Source organism: Caballeronia sp. M23-90, from assembly GCF_053574605.1.
Window position 1 is genome coordinate 1 of the sequence record NZ_JBSIPA010000116.1, and the last position, 15,834, is coordinate 15,834.

Consider the following 15,834-nt stretch of genomic DNA (forward strand, 5'->3'; position numbering starts at 1 on the left):
TGTGCCGCAAGGCCACGTTGTCACCTCGCCGATGGTCGGCTCGTTCTACCGCGCGCCGTCGCCGGGCGCAGACGCGTTCGTGCAAGTGGGCGACACGGTCAAGGAAGGGCAGACGCTCTGCATCATCGAAGCCATGAAGCTGCTCAACGAAATCGAGTCGGACAAGTCGGGCGTCGTGAAGGAAATCCTGGTCGAGAACGGTCAGGCCGTCGAGTACGGCCAACCGCTCTTTGTAATCGGCGATTGATCTCCCGCGCTTCAATCGAGGCGTCGCACGCAGCACGCGCGCCCGGTGAAACGCAGCACTCGGGCGCTCGCCACGTCTGTCAGACAGACAACGGCCGAGACGCGCCGCCGATCTCCCAGGAACGCCACGGACCCTTGTCCCGGCGGTCCATCGATGAGTCGAAACCTTGCTATGTTTGAAAAAATCCTCATTGCGAACCGTGGTGAAATCGCGCTGCGAATCCAGCGCGCGTGCCGCGAACTCGGCGTCAAGACGGTCATCGTCTATTCGGAAGCCGATAAAGAAGCAAAATACGTGAAGTTGGCCGACGAAGCCGTGTGTATTGGACCGGCTCCGTCCAACCTCAGCTACCTCAACATGCCGGCGCTGATCAGCGCGGCAGAAGTCACCGACGCCGAAGCGATCCACCCGGGCTACGGTTTCTTGTCCGAAAACGCGGACTTCGCGGAGCGCGTCGAGCAGTCGGGCTTCACGTTCATCGGACCGCGCCCCGAAACGATCCGCATGATGGGCGACAAGGTCTCCGCCAAGCAGACGATGATCAAGACCGGCGTGCCCTGCGTCCCGGGTTCTGAAGGCGCGTTGCCCGACGATCCCAAGGAAATCGTGAAGATTGCGCGCGCCGTGGGTTATCCGGTGATCATCAAGGCGGCAGGCGGCGGCGGTGGTCGCGGCATGCGCGTGGTGCACACGGAAGCGGCGCTGGTGAACGCGGTGAACATGACCCGCGAAGAAGCCGGCCGTGCGTTCGGCAACCCGCAGGTCTACATGGAAAAATTCCTGGAGAACCCGCGGCACATCGAAATCCAGATCCTCGCCGATTCGTTCCGTAATGCAATCTGGCTGGGTGAACGCGATTGCTCCATGCAACGCCGTCACCAGAAGGTAATTGAAGAAGCGCCGGCGCCGGGCATTCCGCGCCGTCTGATCGACCGGATTGGCGATCGTTGCGCCGATGCCTGCAAGAAGATGGGTTATCTCGGTGCGGGCACGTTCGAATTCCTGTACGAGAACAACGAGTTCTATTTCATCGAAATGAACACGCGCGTGCAGGTCGAGCATCCGGTGACGGAGCTGATCACGGGCGTGGATATCGTTCAGGAACAGATTCGTATTGCCGCCGGCGAAAAGCTCGCGTTCCGCCAGAAGGACATCCAGTTCCGCGGCCACGCGATCGAATGCCGGATCAATGCGGAAGATCCGTTCAAGTTCACGCCGTCGCCGGGACGTCTCACGTCGTGGCACGCGCCGGGCGGTCCGGGGATTCGCGTCGATTCGCACGTGTACAACGGCTATTTCGTCCCGCCGAACTACGATTCGATGATCGGCAAGCTGATCTCGTACGGCGCGACGCGCGAGCAGGCGATCAACCGCATGCGTATCGCGTTGTCGGAGATGGTGGTGGAAGGTATCTCGACCAACATCCCGCTGCATCGCGAGATGATGATCGACGCCAAGTTCGTCGAAGGCGGCACGAGCATTCACTACCTCGAAAACAAGCTCGCCGCGCGCAAGGCGGCAGCCGCCGTCGCCGCGGAAGACGCAGCACTATAAGTAAGGCAGCAAAAGATGAGCTACCGGGAATTGATCGCCGAGCTGGACCGGGAACACGCGGAAGCGTTGTCGGATGCGCTGCTGGAACTGGGCGCGCTGTCGGTATCGGTGGAAGATGCCGACGCCGATACCCCCGACGAGCAACCCCTGTTCGGCGAGCCCGGCCTCACGCCGGATCAGAAAGCGTGGAACCGTTCTCGCGTGGTTGCGCTGCTTTCCAATGACGCCGATCCCGCCGTGCTGCTTGCGGCAGCGGCCAATGAAATCGGCTTGAAGGATACGCCTTCGTTCACGTTGCGCGACGTTGAAGACCAGGACTGGGTACGCCTCACACAATCCCAGTTCGATCCGATTCCCATCGGCAAACGAATCTGGGTCGTGCCGTCATGGCACGACGCGCCCGAACCCGACGCGCTCGTGCTCGAACTCGATCCGGGCCTCGCATTCGGCACCGGCAGCCATCCGACCACGCGGCTTTGCATGGAGTGGATCGAGCAGTCGGTGTTCGAAAACCAGTCCGTGCTCGACTACGGTTGCGGTTCCGGCATCCTCGCGATTCTTGCGAAGAAATGCGGTGCAAATCCGGTGATGGGTATCGATATCGATCCGCAAGCCGTCGAATCCGCGCGCCAGAACAGCGAGCGCAATCACGCGGACGTGACCTACGGCCTGCCCGCCGACCTGCCCGAAGGACAGTTCGATATCGTCGTGGCGAACATCTTGTCGAACCCGCTGAAGCTGATGGCGTCGATGCTTTCTACCCGCGTGAAACCGGGCGGACGCATTGCGCTGTCGGGCATTCTCGCGCGTCAGGCCGACGAAGTTGCGGCCGTCTACGCGCGCTGGATCGACATCAGCGTATGGCGCGAGCACGAAGGATGGGTATGTCTTGCCGGTACCCGCCGCGAAAGCCTTTAGAATAGCGCCATCGTCCTTCTACTGGCCTCTGGCCTTCGGCTAACTATGGCGCTGGCTACCCGCTGTCCCCACTGCGATACGGTTTTCCGCCTTGACCCGCATCTGCTCGCGCCGCACGACGGCCGCGTGCGCTGCGGTCATTGCCAGGAAATTTTCGATGCCGCGCATTATCAATTCGACCGCGATGCCATCGCGATGACCGCGCAGGCGGCGGCCGCGGCTACGCCCGTTCCGAACTACGGGGTCGATCCGGCAAGTCCGTGGGCGGAAAAGTCGAGCGCGGAAGTCGCCGGCGGCAAGGACGAGGCGCTCGGCATTTCGCTGCACCCGTTCATCCCGGATACCGCGCTCGGGCCTCAAGCTGAGGAAGATTTGGCGGCAAACCCCGCGCACGCCGTGCCGGAGGAAGAACCGTTCGCCGGATTGGCTGCGGCGCAAGCCGAAGCGTTGTCACGTACGCGCGACGCGAGCGATTTCCCGGGCGATGGCCGCGCAGAATCGCCGTGGCATGAAGTCAATCGTCCGCAGACGCGAGCCGAACCAAACACCCCCAGCCGTAACGACCCGTTCATTGGCCGAGTGGAGCCCGAGCCGACAAGGCGCGTCGATCCTTTTATCGGCCGGACGGAAAATGAAGCATTGCACGAGTCGCGTACCGAGCCGTTTGTCGGACGGACAGCGCCCCGTGACGAACAGGAGAAGCCCGCGCCGCGACGCGCCGAAACTCCGCATCCGTGGGCCGAAGAACCCGACGACGATCCCCACGCCGACGACGAACCGCGCTTCGGCCGTCCGGCATCGGCCGTCCCTCCTCCTGCCGAGCCCTTCCCCGTCACCCGCGAAACGCGTCCGGTTGCGCGTTCGGGAATGGCGTGGAAGATCATCGGCTCACTGATTGCGCTCGTGCTGCTTGTCGCGCTCGCCGCGCAAGTCGCGTGGTGGCAGCGTGAAACCGTCATGGTTTACTGGCCGGCATCGCAGCCGCTGTTCGCTCAGGCGTGCGAGCAGATTGGCTGCACGGTTGCGCCGCCGCGCGATATCGATGGATTGCAGATCGAGAATTCCGGCCTGCGTCAGGTGGATGGATCGCACAAGCTCGAACTGAAACTGTCGCTGCGCAATCGCTTCGACCTCGCCATTGCGTATCCCGCGCTGGAACTCACGCTACTCGACGACAAGAACAACGTCGCGATCCGCCGTGTGCTCTGGCCGCAGGATTACGCGCGGCCGGGAACGCAGATCGGCGCGGGCCTTGGCGCTCGCAGCACGCAACCGGTGATCGTCCGGCTCGATACCGGCGACGCCGTTGCGGCGAATTATCGCGTGCAGATTTTCTACCCCTGACGCGCTTCACTCTTAGTTAGTCGTTGTCTCCGTGCGCGCCGCCCGTCCGTTCTGGCCGGACGACGCGCTCAATCCCTGACCATCAGACCCATTCTGGAGTAGACATGAGCCAAGTCACCCTCGGCGGCAACCCGATCGAAGTCGCCGGCACCTTCCCGTCCGCCGGCGCAAAAGCAGCCGATTTCACGCTGGTCGGCAAGGACCTCGGCAACCTGACGCTCGCGAGCTTCGGCGGCAAGCGGAAAGTGCTGAACATCGTACCGAGCCTGGATACGCCCACGTGTGCCACGTCCACGCGCAAGTTCAACGAAGCCGCAGCCGGCCTCGACAACACGGTCGTCGTGGTGGTTTCCGGCGACCTGCCGTTCGCAGCGTCGCGTTTTTGCACGACGGAAGGCATCGCGAACGTGGTGACGGCTTCGACATTCCGCAGCCATGATTTCGCCAAGGCGTATGGCGTCGATGTCACGAGCGGTCCGCTCACGGGCCTGACGGCGCGCGCGGTCGTGGTTATCGATGAAAACGACAAGGTGCTGTACTCGGAACTCGTGGCGGAAATCAAGAACGAGCCGAACTACGACGCCGCGCTGGCCGCGTTGAAGTAAGCAGAAGAATTTGCGGGACGCCGGCGAGGAATGAAAACGTTGCTCGCCGGCAATGCATGACATCAGAAGTCCGCGGCATGTGCATTCGTGGCGTTGAATAGCGAGAAACGCGCAACGAGCAACGCAACGAATGCGCAGCGCCATCATCCGGGCATGCACAGTGCTCAGGAACCTTCACCTGCGCGCACCTTTACCATCATTTTCAGGAATTTCGCCAGTGTCTACGCTCATCTGCGGCTCGCTCGCCTACGACAACATCATGACGTTCCAGGGCCGTTTCGGCGACCACATCCTGCCGGACCAGGTGCATCAGTTGAACATCAGCTTCCTGGTCCCCACGATGCGGCGCAACTTCGGCGGCTGCGCGGGCAACATTGCCTATGCACTGCAGTTGCTCGGCGGCGATGCAAAGATCATGGCGACGCTCGGTGAAGCCGATGCCCAGCTCTACCTCGATCGCTTCGATGCACTGGGTTTGTCGCGCGAATACGTGCGTGTCCTGCCCGACCAGCACTCGGCGCAGTGCTTCATCACGACCGATCTGGCGAACAACCAGATCACCGCATTCCACCCCGGCGCGATGATGGATTCGCACCTGAATCATGCCGGAGAAACGAAGGGCATCACGCTTGGGATCGTCGCACCGGATGGCGCCGACGGCATGCGCCAGCACGTCGAAGAACTCGCGGCGGCGGGCATCCCGTTCGTCTTCGATCCGGGCCAGGGCCTGCCGATTCTCGAAGGTGTGGAGCTTTGTCGCATGATTGAACTTGCCACATACGTGGCGGTCAACGACTACGAGGCGAAATTGTTGAGCAACAAGACCGGCTGGTCTATCGACGAAATTCTGAGCCGCGTCGACGCATTGATCATCACGCGCGGCGAGCACGGCGCGCAGATCCTGCACGCTGACGGTATCGAAGAAATTCCGGTTGTGAAGGCGCAGCAGATCATCGACCCAACCGGTTGCGGCGACGCATTCCGCGGCGGCTTGCTTTACGGCATCGAGAACAAGCTGGGCTGGGCGAAAACCGGTCGTCTCGCAAGCCTGATGGGATCGCTGAAGATCGAACATCAGGGACCACAGACCTACGCGCCCACGCGCGCTGAGATCGCCGAGCGTTTCGAGTCGGCGTTCGGCATGGCGCTTTGAGCGTGAAGCAATGAAACACGACGTGGCCGGCTGCTATTCAAAAACGGCAGCCGGCAGTAATTAGCAGGGGTGAAGAATGAACACGACAAACCGAGTAGTGCTGGCAGCAGCGCTGGTTAGCAGCGTCTTCGTGACGGGATGCGCCTACAACAGCAGCTCGCCGGACGTGTACACGGCATCGCAGGCGCAACGCGAAGAAACGGTCCGCATGGGTACCGTCGACAGCGTGCGAGGCGTGAAGATCAGCTCGAACAACGGCCAGCCGAGTGGCCTTGGTGCTATCGGCGGCGGTGCGTTGGGTGCAGTGGCCGGCAGCGCGCTGGGCGGCGGACGTGGCTCGATCCTGACGGGCATCGTTGGTGGTATCGCAGGCGCAGTCGCGGGTAACGCTGTTGAAAACGGTGTCGCCACGCAAAACGGACTGGAGATCACCGTGCGTCTTGATAACGGCGACATGCGCGCCATTACGCAAACCGCAACCGGCGAAGTGTTCCAGGCCGGCGAACGTGTCCGCTTGTTGTCGAGCGGCGGTGTGACGCGCGTCACCCACTGAAGTTGATGACGCGTCGGCGCGATCGAACAGATCGTGCCAGCGCTTGCGAAAACGCATGGTCCCTCGGGCGCATGCGTTTTTTTTCGCCCATAAAAAAACCCGCTGCCGATATAAACCGGACAGCGGGTCTGGGCCGCGCAGCACTAAGCGGCCGCGACACACATTGCGTGTGTCGAATTACTGCACTACCACCTGCGCTTACGGACGGCTTCCCGTCGGGAACGGCCATGCAGCAGCCGGGTTCAACGCCGTCTTGACCGTTGCAGCCGGAGCCGGCGCTGCGGGGGTCGTTGCCGTCGTTGCCGGAGCTACAGCAGTCGTCTTCTTCGCAGCGGCAGCCTTCTTGGCCGGAGCCTTCTTTGCAACCGGAGCAGGCGCTGCAGCGGGCGCAGCGGCAGGGGCGGGAGTTGCTGCTTTCTTCGCAGCAGGCGCGGCCTTCTTCGCAGCCGGGGCAGCCTTCTTGGCGGGCGCAGCCTTCTTGGCGGCCGCCTTTTTGGCAGGTGCCTTCTTAGCAGGCGCCTTTTTGGCAGCAGCCTTCTTAGCAGGCGCCTTCTTGGCAGCGGCCTTCTTCGCAGGAGCCTTTTTAGCAGGCGCCTTTTTAGCAGCAGCCTTCTTGGCAGGCGCCTTCTTGGCAGCGGCCTTCTTCGCCGGCGCCTTCTTAGCTGCAACCTTCTTCGCTGCAACCTTCTTCACTGCGACTTTCTTGGCTGCAACTTTCTTCGCCGGCGCCTTCTTGGCAGCAACCTTCTTCGCTGCAACCTTCTTCGCCGCGACCTTCTTCACTGCGACTTTCTTGGCTGCAACTTTCTTGGCTGCCGGCGCCTTCTTCGCTACCGTTGCCTTCTTGGCAGCCGTCTTCTTAACGGCCGGCTTTGCTGCAGCCTTCTTTGCGACGGATTTCTTGGCTAATGCCATCATTTTCTCCTTCAGGTTTCAAGATGAGAGTCAGTTCAAACAACACCCTTCGTCAAAACCCGCTTCCCGCGTGGGCTTCTCAGGACGCACGCTGCGAAGCGGATTATTCATCGGCGTACGCTGATGGAGCCTGCTTACGCTAATGAATACGGCAAGGCGCGCGGTGCCACAAGGCACCGCGCGCCAAATTGAGTCAGCACCTTGAGACGGTGCCGGCAATCGCTTGATCGGGCCGTCGGCACTGCCGACGGCATATTTCGGGGGGAAGTTTGCCCGTCCCACTGAAGGGTCCGCAAAACGCCTGTCATCTATATGGGCTGTCGAGCCACAAGGCGCACTTTGCATCAGGCGACCGTTCTCCTAAACCTGTTGGACCGGCGCGCGCAATCGCGTTTCGCACGCGAGAACACCGGTTTGCTATTTAACCGTCTACTCGGCGCCGCAATCGGCGCCTGGTCTGCATCTCATTCCTCGCGGCAATGCGTCCATTGCCGCGGCTGACGTCGATTCGCTTTGCCGTTTATTCCCAGGTCAGCGCGCCGCCAGTTTGATACTCGATTACTCGCGTCTCGAAGAAGTTGCGTTCCTTCTTCAAGTCGATCATCTCGCTCATCCACGGGAACGGGTTTTCCTCGTTCGGGAACAGCGTGTCGAGGCCGATCTGCTGGCATCGACGGTTACAGATGAAGCGCAAGTAGCTCTTGAACATGGATGCATTCAGACCGAGCACGCCGCGCGGCATCGTGTCTTCTGCATACCGGTATTCGAGTTCAACAGCCTGCTGGAAAATCTCGCGGATCTCCGCGCGGAATTCCGGCGTCCACAATTGCGGCTCTTCAAGCTTGATCTGGTTGATCAGGTCGATACCGAAATTGCAGTGCATCGACTCGTCGCGCAGGATGTATTGGTACTGCTCTGCCGCGCCCGTCATCTTGTTCTGGCGACCCAGCGCCAGGATTTGCGTAAAGCCGACGTAGAAGAACAGCCCTTCCATCACGCAAGCAAACACGATCAACGACTTCAGCAATTTCTGGTCCGCTTCGAGCGTGCCCGTGGTGAATGCCGGATCGGTCAGCGTGTTGATGAACGGAATCAGGAACTCGTCCTTCGCACGAATCGAGTCGACTTCGTGATACGCGTTGAAGATCTCGCTCTCGTCCAGACCCAGCGATTCGACGATGTACTGATATGCGTGCGTGTGGATTGCTTCCTCGAACGCCTGGCGCAGCAGGAACTGGCGGCACTCGGGCGCGGTGATGTGGCGATACGTGCCGAGCACGATATTGTTCGCCGCCAGCGAATCCGCCGTCACGAAGAAACCGAGGTTGCGCTTCACGATGCGGCGCTCGTCGTCGGAGAGACCATTCGGATCTTTCCACAACGCGATGTCGCGCGACATGTTCACTTCCTGCGGCATCCAGTGGTTTGCACAACCCGCCAGATACTTTTCCCACGCCCACTTGTACTTGAACGGCACCAACTGGTTCACGTCGGTCTTGCCATTGATGATGCGCTTGTCCGCCACATTCACCCGCTTCGCACTTGCAGCCGCGATGTCGCTGGCGCTCGGTGCAACGGGAGCTACGAAGTCGCTCGCAAAAATGTTCGCGCCTACTGGCGTTTGATGGGCAGTTTGAAGAACGCCATGACCGGCAGCATGTGCAGCGCCCGGAGCGGCTGCACGTGATGCCTGACTGACGCCGGCAACCTGACCTGCCGGGTTACGCAACGTGTTGTGTTGCGAACCGTTCGAGGGAGTTACGGCAGTGGTCTCGTCATCCCAGTTGAGCATAAATTCTCACCATCAATTTAGATCGGTTTGTACCATCTTTCCATGAGCGATAAAAGAGCTTGCTCATAAAAATCCTGTTTTCGTGTTGACGCTGCTACTTGCATACAACACTTTGCGTTCAGCTCACTGCTTGACGCTTCAAGCGAGATGCTGCTGAGCGTGTTCGAAGCAGTGCGCTTTCATGCACTTCACAGCGTTGTGATGCGTTGCTGCGAATCGTCTTGCATGTGTCGTTTGAAGCGTGACGTCCAGTGACTTTCGTTGCATTCGAACTTCAATTGCCTTCGATGAAAATCCTGGCTCGCCTGCATGTTGATGCGTGTGGATCTGTTGCGGGTTCATACGATGCGCAACGCGTTCATTCAGTTAAGTCGATCTTCGCGATGCACACAAGCAAAGCTTTGAAACTCACCTCGGGAGACACGCTTGCGCGACACGTTTTTGATCGAGCGAACGCTGCTTCAGCGCCGTCGATTCCCGCCTGTCCCGCAGTGGAAACAAGGCGCTTTCGCGCTGTGTTTCCATGGTGAAAGTGTAGCACTCGATGCCTTCATCGAAAAGGTTAAAAACACAAAATCTTGGGTCTTCGAGTCGGTTACAAACTACCTATAGTACAAGTGAACACTCGATGCAAGTGGCAGTCAGGGCCGCAAAAACAAGCTTCGAAGCCTTGCTCAGCACCGCGCTCACGCACGTTTGTCTCGCAGCGGCACAAGCAGTTCACGCAGATTGTTGTGATCGATTTCGTGCATCAGCGCGAGCAGCCGGCCGAGCTGTCCTGCAGGAAAACCCTCACGCGCAAACCACGCGAGATAGTGACCCGGCAGGTCCGCAAGCAAGCGGTCCTTGTACTTTCCGTAAGGCATTTTTTGCGTGACGAGACGCTGCAGATCTTCGGGGTCCATCGTCGTGCTCCTTGTGTTTCGAATGTCGCTGCCATGATATCGATGCCATAATCGCAACTCCCGCCGCGAAGAGATCCCCTTCCGTTCTCCATGCCGCTAGCCATCAAAGCTTTCGTTGCCCCTCTCATCGTCGCCTGTGCGATGTTCATGGAAAGCGTCGATGCCAACGTCATCGTCACCGCGATCCCCGAAATGGCCAAAGCTTTCGGCCGCGATCCTGTAACGCTGAAGATTGCCGTCACGAGTTATGTGCTCGGCCTTGGCGTGTTCATTCCGATCTGCGGCTGGGTCGCCGACCGCTTCGGCGCGCGCACCATCTTTCGTCTTGCCATCGGCATCTTCGTGGCCGGCTCCATCTTGTGCGCGGCGTCCACCTCGCTGATTCCCTTTACCCTCGCGCGTTTCGTGCAGGGCGTCGGCGGCGCGATGATGGTCCCGGTCGGGCGGATCATCATCTTCCGTTCGGTGCGCCGCTCGGAGTTCATCCGCGCGATGAACTACCTGTCGCTGCCTGCCATGTTCGGTCCCGCGGTCGGTCCGCTGCTCGGCGGGTTCATCACGACGTACCTGCACTGGCGCCTGATTTTCTTCATCAACATTCCGATCGGTATTGCCGGGATCTACCTCACGAACAAGTACATCGCGAATGTGCGCGAGGCGCATCCGGGGCCGCTCGACTGGCTTGGCTTCTTTTTATCGGCGATGGGCGGCACGTTGTTCCTGCTCGGACTGTCGCTGATCGGCGGCGAACTGGTCACGGATCGGGTCGCGGCGGGCATGGCGCTCGGCGGCGTGGTTTTCCTCGTGCTCTATTTTCTCCACTCGCGGCGCATCAAGTTGCCACTGCTCGATCTGAGCTTCCTGCACGTGCCGACCTTCCAGGCGAGCGTGGTCGGCGGGTCGCTGTTTCGTATCGGCTTGGGCGCCGTGCCGTTCCTGCTGCCGCTCGCCATGCAGGAGGGACTCGGCATGAGCGCGTTCAAGTCGGGCTCGATCACATGCGCGTCCGCGGTCGGCGGCATGTTCATGCGCTCGCTGGCCTCGCGCGTGCTGCACCGCTTCGGCTTCCGGCAGACGCTGATGGTGAATGCGGCGCTCTCCGGCATCGCGATCGCGGCGTGCGGCATGTTCTATCCGGGAACGCCGACGTGGCTCATCTGGGCGGTCGTGCTGCTCGGCGGATTCTTCCCGGCGTTGCAATTCACGAGCCTCAACTCGCTGACCTACGCAGAAATCGAAAGCCGCGATGTGGGCCGCGCGACGAGTCTCGGCAGTTTCATCCAGCAGGTTTCGCTGGGCTTGGGCGTGACGGTCGGCGGGATCGCGCTGCAGATCTCTCACGATCTGCAAGGCCATCCGCAGATGGTCTGGTCGGACTTCTGGCCGGCGTTCGTGGTTGTCGGCATGTTTTCGTTTCTTTCGATTCCAATTACCGCGAAGCTTTCCCGCGATGCCGGGCATGAGATCTCGCGTGGAACGCGAGGGTAAGCGGCGAGTACAAATGGAAAAGGCCGGTATCGAATCCGGCCGCCGCTTCCTGACCAGGAAGAACAACCATATCCGTACCGGCCCTCTCTAACTGCTGTACTTATTAGCGACGGGCCATCTGCAACCCGTCGCCTGCATCTTCTTACTGGCAAGCCTCGCATTCGTCGAACCCGGCATCGCCCGGACGCATCATGCAAACCGGACCATCGGCTTCCTGCTCAGCCGCTGCCACCGCCGGCGCCGCGACCGCCGCCGCATTGAAACCACCCGTCGATGACCCGTGCGAACCCTGCGTGCCGAAGCCGCTGCCGTTCGTACCCGAAGCACCACCCGTACCGCCCGCGCCGTTGTCCGAACTGCCCGACGGCACCGAATTCAACTGACCGTGAGCCACAGTCGACTTCTCGACGTGCGTGGCGGCCATGGTGCGGAGGTAGTACGTGGTCTTCAGGCCGCGCAGCCACGCGAGCTTGTACACCTCGTCCAGTTTCTTGCCCGATGCGCCACCCATATAGATGTTCAGCGACTGCGCCTGGTCGATCCACTTTTGGCGGCGCGATGCCGCTTCCACGACCCAGGTCGCGTCCAGTTCGAACGCAGTGGCGTAGATGGCGCGCAGGTCGGCCGGCACCCGGTCAATCCGCGAGAGCGTGCCGTCGAAGTACTTCAGGTCGGAGACCATGACTTCGTCCCACAGGCCGCGTTCCTTCAGGTCACGCACCAGGTATTCGTTCACGACCGTGAATTCACCCGACAGATTCGACTTCACGTACAGATTCTGGAACGTCGGCTCAATACACGCCGACACGCCGATGATGTTCGAAATCGTCGCGGTAGGTGCAATTGCCACGCAATTTGAGTTGCGCATGCCGTAAGTTGCAATGCGCGAACGCAGCTCGGTCCAGTCCATGGACGCGCTTTCGTCCACTTCCACGTAGCCGCCACGCTCGGCCGCCAGCAGCTTCAGCGAGTCTTGCGGCAGAATGCCGCGATCCCACAGCGAACCGCGATAGCTCGAATAACGGCCGCGCTCTTGCGCCAGTTCCGTCGATGCGTAGTACGCGTAGTAGCAGACCGCTTCCATCGACGTATCGGCGAACTCAACCGCTTCCTTCGATGCATACGGCGTGCGCAGCAAGTGCAGGCAGTCCTGGAAGCCCATGATGCCCATGCCGACCGGACGATGCTTCAGGTTCGAATTACGCGCCTTGGCGACGGCGTAGTAATTGATGTCGATGACGTTGTCGAGCATGCGCATTGCCACGCTGACAGTACGCTTGAGCTTCTCGTGATCGAGCGCCAGCGTGCCGTCGGCCTGCTTCGTCATGTGCGCGACGAGGTTCACCGAGCCGAGGTTACATACGGCGATTTCAGTGTCGCTGGTGTTCAGCGTGATTTCCGTGCACAGGTTCGACGAATGCACGACACCCACATGCTGCTGCGGCGAACGGATGTTGCACGGATCCTTGAACGTGATCCACGGGTGACCCGTTTCGAACAGCATGCCCAGCATCTTGCGCCACAGTTGCGCGGCCGGAACCTTCTTGAACAGCTTGAGTTCGCCACGCGCCGCTTTTTCTTCGTACGCCACGTAGGCTTTTTCAAACGCTGCGCCGAACAGGTCGTGCAGGTCCGGCGTGTTGGCCGGGGAGAACAGCGTCCAGTCGCCGTTTTCGTGGACGCGCTTCATGAACAGGTCGGGAATCCAGTTCGCCGTGTTCATGTCATGCGTGCGGCGACGGTCGTCGCCCGTGTTCTTGCGCAGTTCCAGGAATTCTTCGATATCCAGGTGCCACGTTTCCAGGTACGCGCACACCGCGCCCTTGCGCTTGCCGCCCTGGTTCACCGCGACGGCGGTATCGTTCACGACCTTCAGGAACGGCACCACGCCTTGCGACTTGCCGTTCGTACCCTTGATGTGCGAACCAAGCGCACGCACGCGCGTCCAGTCGTTGCCCAGGCCGCCCGCGAACTTCGAGAGCAGCGCATTTTCCTTCAGCGCTTCGTAGATGCCGTCGAGGTCGTCGGCAACCGTCGTCAGATAGCACGATGACAACTGCGAACGGCGCGTGCCCGAGTTGAACAGCGTCGGCGTGGACGACATGAAGTCGAAGCTCGACAACACGTTGTAGAACTCGATAGCGCGTGCTTCGCGGTCGATCTCGTTGAGCGCCAGGCCCATTGCAACGCGCATGAAGAACGCCTGCGGCAGTTCGATGCGCTTGTTTTCGTTGTGCAGGAAGTAGCGGTCATACAGCGTCTGCAGGCCGAGATAGCCGAATTGCAGGTCGCGGTCGGCGTCGAGTGCGGCGCCCAGGCGCTTCAGGTCGTACTGCTGGAGCTTCTCGTCGAGCAGTTCCGCTTCCACGCCCTGCTTGATGAACAGCGGGAAGTATTCGGCGTAGCGCGTCGACATTTCGCCTTGCGAGACGTCTTCCTCCAGGATTTCGCGGCGGATGGTGTGCAGCAGGATGCGTGCGGTGACCTGGCTGTACGCCGGGTCCTTTTCGATCATGGTGCGCGCGGCGAGAATGGCCGAGTCGTAGACTTGCGCCATCGGCACGCCGTCGTACAGATTCTTCACCGTCTCCGCGACGATCGGGTCCGCGTTCACTTCGCTGCCGAGGTTCACACACGCTTCGTTGATGCGCGCCTTCAATGCGTCGAGGTCGAGCGGATGCGACACGCCGTTGTCGATCACGTTGATGCCGAGCGCGTTCGCACGCGTTTCCGGTGCGTGAGCGCGTTCCTGCGTGCGCTTCTCGCGATACAGCACGTAAGCGCGCGCCACGTTGTGCTCGCCGCCGCGCATCAGCGCGAGTTCGACCTGATCCTGGATGTCTTCTATATGGAACGTGCCGCCGTTCGGACGGCTGCGCACCAGCGCGCGTACGACGCTGTGCGTCAGTTGTTCAACGAGCTCGCGCACACGGGCCGAGCCTGCGCCTTGACCGCCGTTCACGGCAAGGAATGCCTTCGTCACGGCGATGGAAATCTTCGACGGCTCGAACGACACCACGGTCCCGTTACGACGGATGACTTTGTAGTCGGCCAGCGTGGCGTCCGGCGCGAGCGCGCTCGCGCTCGGCTGTTGAGCCTGCGCGCCGGTGGGCCGCTGGTAGGCGCCTTCGTAGGAAATCGTGGCGTTGTCGGTGGTTTGCATGTGCAAATCTCCTGGTGTTCGATGGTGCGGAACGTCCGCGGATTGAGATGCGTGCCGTGCGCGCTTGGCTAGCTTTTCACTGCTGGATGGTGCTCTTGCCGCCCGCGCACGACGATGAAATTGAGAATGGTCAGCTTGGGAGATTGCCGCTGCGATCCATACGATCACAATGACAAATCGCCCGCTACGCCTATCTGCCCCCGAGTGTTTCAACCCGACTCGCCGGCGATTTTCACGCGGCGAATCAGTTGCTTATGCGGCGTTTTGTTCTATGGCCGCACAAGCATGCGGCGCCGGCTCTGTGAGCAGGGCGCCGCCTTGACAACACAACATATAGTGCGATTTACGTCTCTGAGCACCAAGTATAGTGACATTCCGCACAGTCTCAAAAACTTTTATTTGCTGAGGAATCGACTAACCGGGCTTGACTTTTCGAATGCCAAAGTCGGGCAAGGGCTCGCGAGCTTGTAATGATTTAATGCGCTGCGCTGCAAAATGAAAGACAGGGATGTCAAGCAGTGCGCGCGTTGGCGAGGTAGGGAAAGTACTGAAGAGGAAGTTCACAACCGTGTTGCAGCCGCGACCATTCGAAGTGCGGACCGGGATCGGTCTTGCGGCCCGGCGCAATGTCCGAATGGCCGGCGAAGGCATCGATCGGATAACGTCGCATGGTCGCGCGGACCACGTCGTCGAGCGACGCGTACTGGGCATCTTCGAACGGGCTTGTGTCGCTGCCTTCCAGTTCGATGCCCACCGAAAAATCATTGCAGCGTTCGCGCCCGAAGAAACTCGATAACCCCGCGTGCCACGCGCGCTCGTTGCACGACACATATTGCTCGACCACGCCGTCGCGGCGAATGACGAAATGCGACGAGACGCGCATGCCGCGCAACTGGTCGTAGTACGGATGGGCGTCGTGATCGAGACGGTTCTGGAAGAGCTCGGTGATCGCGCTGCCGCCGAAGTCATCGGGCGGCAGGCTGATGTTGTGAACCACGATCAACGTCGGTTCAATGCTGCCCGGACGCACTTCAAAGTTGGGCGACGGCAACCGGCGCGCTGATGAATACCATCCATCCTCGCCGATAAAACCTGCTTCGTTCATCGTGCGTCGCGGCCTGTCGGGCGCGCGGCGTGACGTTGAGCGTGGTCGTCGCGGCAGGCCACCGCTTCTGCTCCGTCGACCACGCTCAACAG

The 15,834-nt window shown here is 60.7% G+C and carries 14 protein-coding genes; 8 read left to right on the forward strand and 6 right to left on the reverse strand.

Annotated elements, in window-relative coordinates; genetic code table 11:
* From accB to ACRXB1_RS14070, 7 genes are all read left to right on the forward strand, one after another.
* Nucleotides 1-247, forward strand: a 247-nt coding sequence (gene accB / locus ACRXB1_RS14040; RefSeq protein ID WP_449492333.1) for an acetyl-CoA carboxylase biotin carboxyl carrier protein, incomplete at its 5' end; no start/stop codon positions are given.
* A 171-nt stretch (nt 248-418) separates the two neighbouring features.
* The gene (gene accC, locus ACRXB1_RS14045; protein WP_062000277.1) at nt 419-1,801 is read left to right on the forward strand and encodes an acetyl-CoA carboxylase biotin carboxylase subunit; all 1,383 of its coding nucleotides are present in this window, start codon (nt 419-421) and stop codon (nt 1,799-1,801) included.
* 15 nt (nt 1,802-1,816) lie between these two features.
* The gene (gene prmA / locus ACRXB1_RS14050; RefSeq protein ID WP_449492334.1) at nt 1,817-2,719 is read left to right on the forward strand and encodes a 50S ribosomal protein L11 methyltransferase; all 903 of its coding nucleotides are present in this window, start codon (nt 1,817-1,819) and stop codon (nt 2,717-2,719) included.
* Between the two features lie 45 nt (nt 2,720-2,764).
* Nucleotides 2,765-4,063, forward strand: coding sequence for a zinc-ribbon and DUF3426 domain-containing protein (locus ACRXB1_RS14055; protein WP_449492335.1), 1,299 nt, complete (start codon nt 2,765-2,767; stop codon nt 4,061-4,063).
* Between the two features lie 104 nt (nt 4,064-4,167).
* Nucleotides 4,168-4,668: a thiol peroxidase gene (gene tpx, locus ACRXB1_RS14060; RefSeq protein WP_062000280.1), complete on the forward strand. Its 501-nt coding sequence runs from the start codon at nt 4,168-4,170 to the stop codon at nt 4,666-4,668.
* Nucleotides 4,669-4,885: 217 nt separating this feature from the next.
* Nucleotides 4,886-5,821, forward strand: coding sequence for a carbohydrate kinase family protein (locus ACRXB1_RS14065; RefSeq protein WP_375508339.1), 936 nt, complete (start codon nt 4,886-4,888; stop codon nt 5,819-5,821).
* Nucleotides 5,822-5,897: 76 nt separating this feature from the next.
* Nucleotides 5,898-6,374 (forward strand): outer membrane lipoprotein, encoded by a 477-nt coding sequence (locus ACRXB1_RS14070; protein WP_062167952.1) that lies wholly within the window; start codon nt 5,898-5,900, stop codon nt 6,372-6,374.
* A gap of 198 nt (nt 6,375-6,572) precedes the next feature.
* Here ACRXB1_RS14070 and ACRXB1_RS14075 read toward each other — a convergent pair whose 3' ends face one another.
* From ACRXB1_RS14075 to ACRXB1_RS14090, 4 genes are all read right to left on the reverse strand, one after another.
* Nucleotides 6,573-7,289 (reverse strand): histone H1-like repetitive region-containing protein, encoded by a 717-nt coding sequence (locus ACRXB1_RS14075; protein WP_449492339.1) that lies wholly within the window; start codon nt 7,287-7,289, stop codon nt 6,573-6,575.
* Nucleotides 7,290-7,319: 30 nt separating this feature from the next.
* The gene (locus tag ACRXB1_RS14080) at nt 7,320-7,634 is read right to left on the reverse strand and encodes a hypothetical protein (RefSeq protein WP_449492336.1); all 315 of its coding nucleotides are present in this window, start codon (nt 7,632-7,634) and stop codon (nt 7,320-7,322) included.
* Nucleotides 7,635-7,809: 175 nt separating this feature from the next.
* Nucleotides 7,810-9,081 carry a ribonucleotide-diphosphate reductase subunit beta gene (locus ACRXB1_RS14085; protein WP_062000283.1) on the reverse strand — a complete coding sequence of 424 codons (1,272 nt, stop codon included), beginning with the start codon at nt 9,079-9,081 and terminating at the stop codon, nt 7,810-7,812.
* A gap of 686 nt (nt 9,082-9,767) precedes the next feature.
* Complete coding sequence (locus tag ACRXB1_RS14090; protein ID WP_062000284.1) at nt 9,768-9,986, reverse strand: DUF3820 family protein; 219 nt, start codon at nt 9,984-9,986, stop codon at nt 9,768-9,770.
* 90 nt (nt 9,987-10,076) lie between these two features.
* On the opposite strand from ACRXB1_RS14090, the gene ACRXB1_RS14095 reads away from it, so the two are divergent.
* Nucleotides 10,077-11,474 carry an MFS transporter gene (locus tag ACRXB1_RS14095; RefSeq protein ID WP_449492337.1) on the forward strand — a complete coding sequence of 466 codons (1,398 nt, stop codon included), beginning with the start codon at nt 10,077-10,079 and terminating at the stop codon, nt 11,472-11,474.
* A gap of 142 nt (nt 11,475-11,616) precedes the next feature.
* On the opposite strand, the gene ACRXB1_RS14100 is transcribed toward ACRXB1_RS14095, so the two are convergent.
* Both ACRXB1_RS14100 and ampD read right to left on the reverse strand, forming a co-directional pair.
* On the reverse strand, nt 11,617-14,637 hold the full coding sequence (locus tag ACRXB1_RS14100) for a ribonucleoside-diphosphate reductase subunit alpha (protein ID WP_075358563.1): 3,021 nt from the start codon (nt 14,635-14,637) through the stop codon (nt 11,617-11,619).
* A 511-nt stretch (nt 14,638-15,148) separates the two neighbouring features.
* On the reverse strand, nt 15,149-15,742 hold the full coding sequence (gene ampD / locus ACRXB1_RS14105; RefSeq protein ID WP_449492338.1) for a 1,6-anhydro-N-acetylmuramyl-L-alanine amidase AmpD: 594 nt from the start codon (nt 15,740-15,742) through the stop codon (nt 15,149-15,151).
* Between the last annotated feature and the right edge of the window lie 92 nt (nt 15,743-15,834).

Coding starts and splice junctions, on each gene's coding strand:
- ACRXB1_RS14075 (WP_449492339.1), bottom strand. CDS start 7,289: ATGGCATTAGCCAAGAAATCCGTCGCAAAGAAGGCTGCAGCAAAGCCG.
- accC (WP_062000277.1), top strand. CDS start 419: ATGTTTGAAAAAATCCTCATTGCGAACCGTGGTGAAATCGCGCTGCGA.
- ACRXB1_RS14070 (WP_062167952.1), top strand. CDS start 5,898: ATGAACACGACAAACCGAGTAGTGCTGGCAGCAGCGCTGGTTAGCAGC.
- ACRXB1_RS14090 (WP_062000284.1), bottom strand. CDS start 9,986: ATGGACCCCGAAGATCTGCAGCGTCTCGTCACGCAAAAAATGCCTTAC.
- ampD (WP_449492338.1), bottom strand. CDS start 15,742: ATGAACGAAGCAGGTTTTATCGGCGAGGATGGATGGTATTCATCAGCG.
- tpx (WP_062000280.1), top strand. CDS start 4,168: ATGAGCCAAGTCACCCTCGGCGGCAACCCGATCGAAGTCGCCGGCACC.
- prmA (WP_449492334.1), top strand. CDS start 1,817: ATGAGCTACCGGGAATTGATCGCCGAGCTGGACCGGGAACACGCGGAA.
- ACRXB1_RS14100 (WP_075358563.1), bottom strand. CDS start 14,637: ATGCAAACCACCGACAACGCCACGATTTCCTACGAAGGCGCCTACCAG.
- ACRXB1_RS14055 (WP_449492335.1), top strand. CDS start 2,765: ATGGCGCTGGCTACCCGCTGTCCCCACTGCGATACGGTTTTCCGCCTT.
- ACRXB1_RS14095 (WP_449492337.1), top strand. CDS start 10,077: ATGCCGCTAGCCATCAAAGCTTTCGTTGCCCCTCTCATCGTCGCCTGT.
- ACRXB1_RS14080 (WP_449492336.1), bottom strand. CDS start 7,634: ATGCAAAGTGCGCCTTGTGGCTCGACAGCCCATATAGATGACAGGCGT.
- ACRXB1_RS14085 (WP_062000283.1), bottom strand. CDS start 9,081: ATGCTCAACTGGGATGACGAGACCACTGCCGTAACTCCCTCGAACGGT.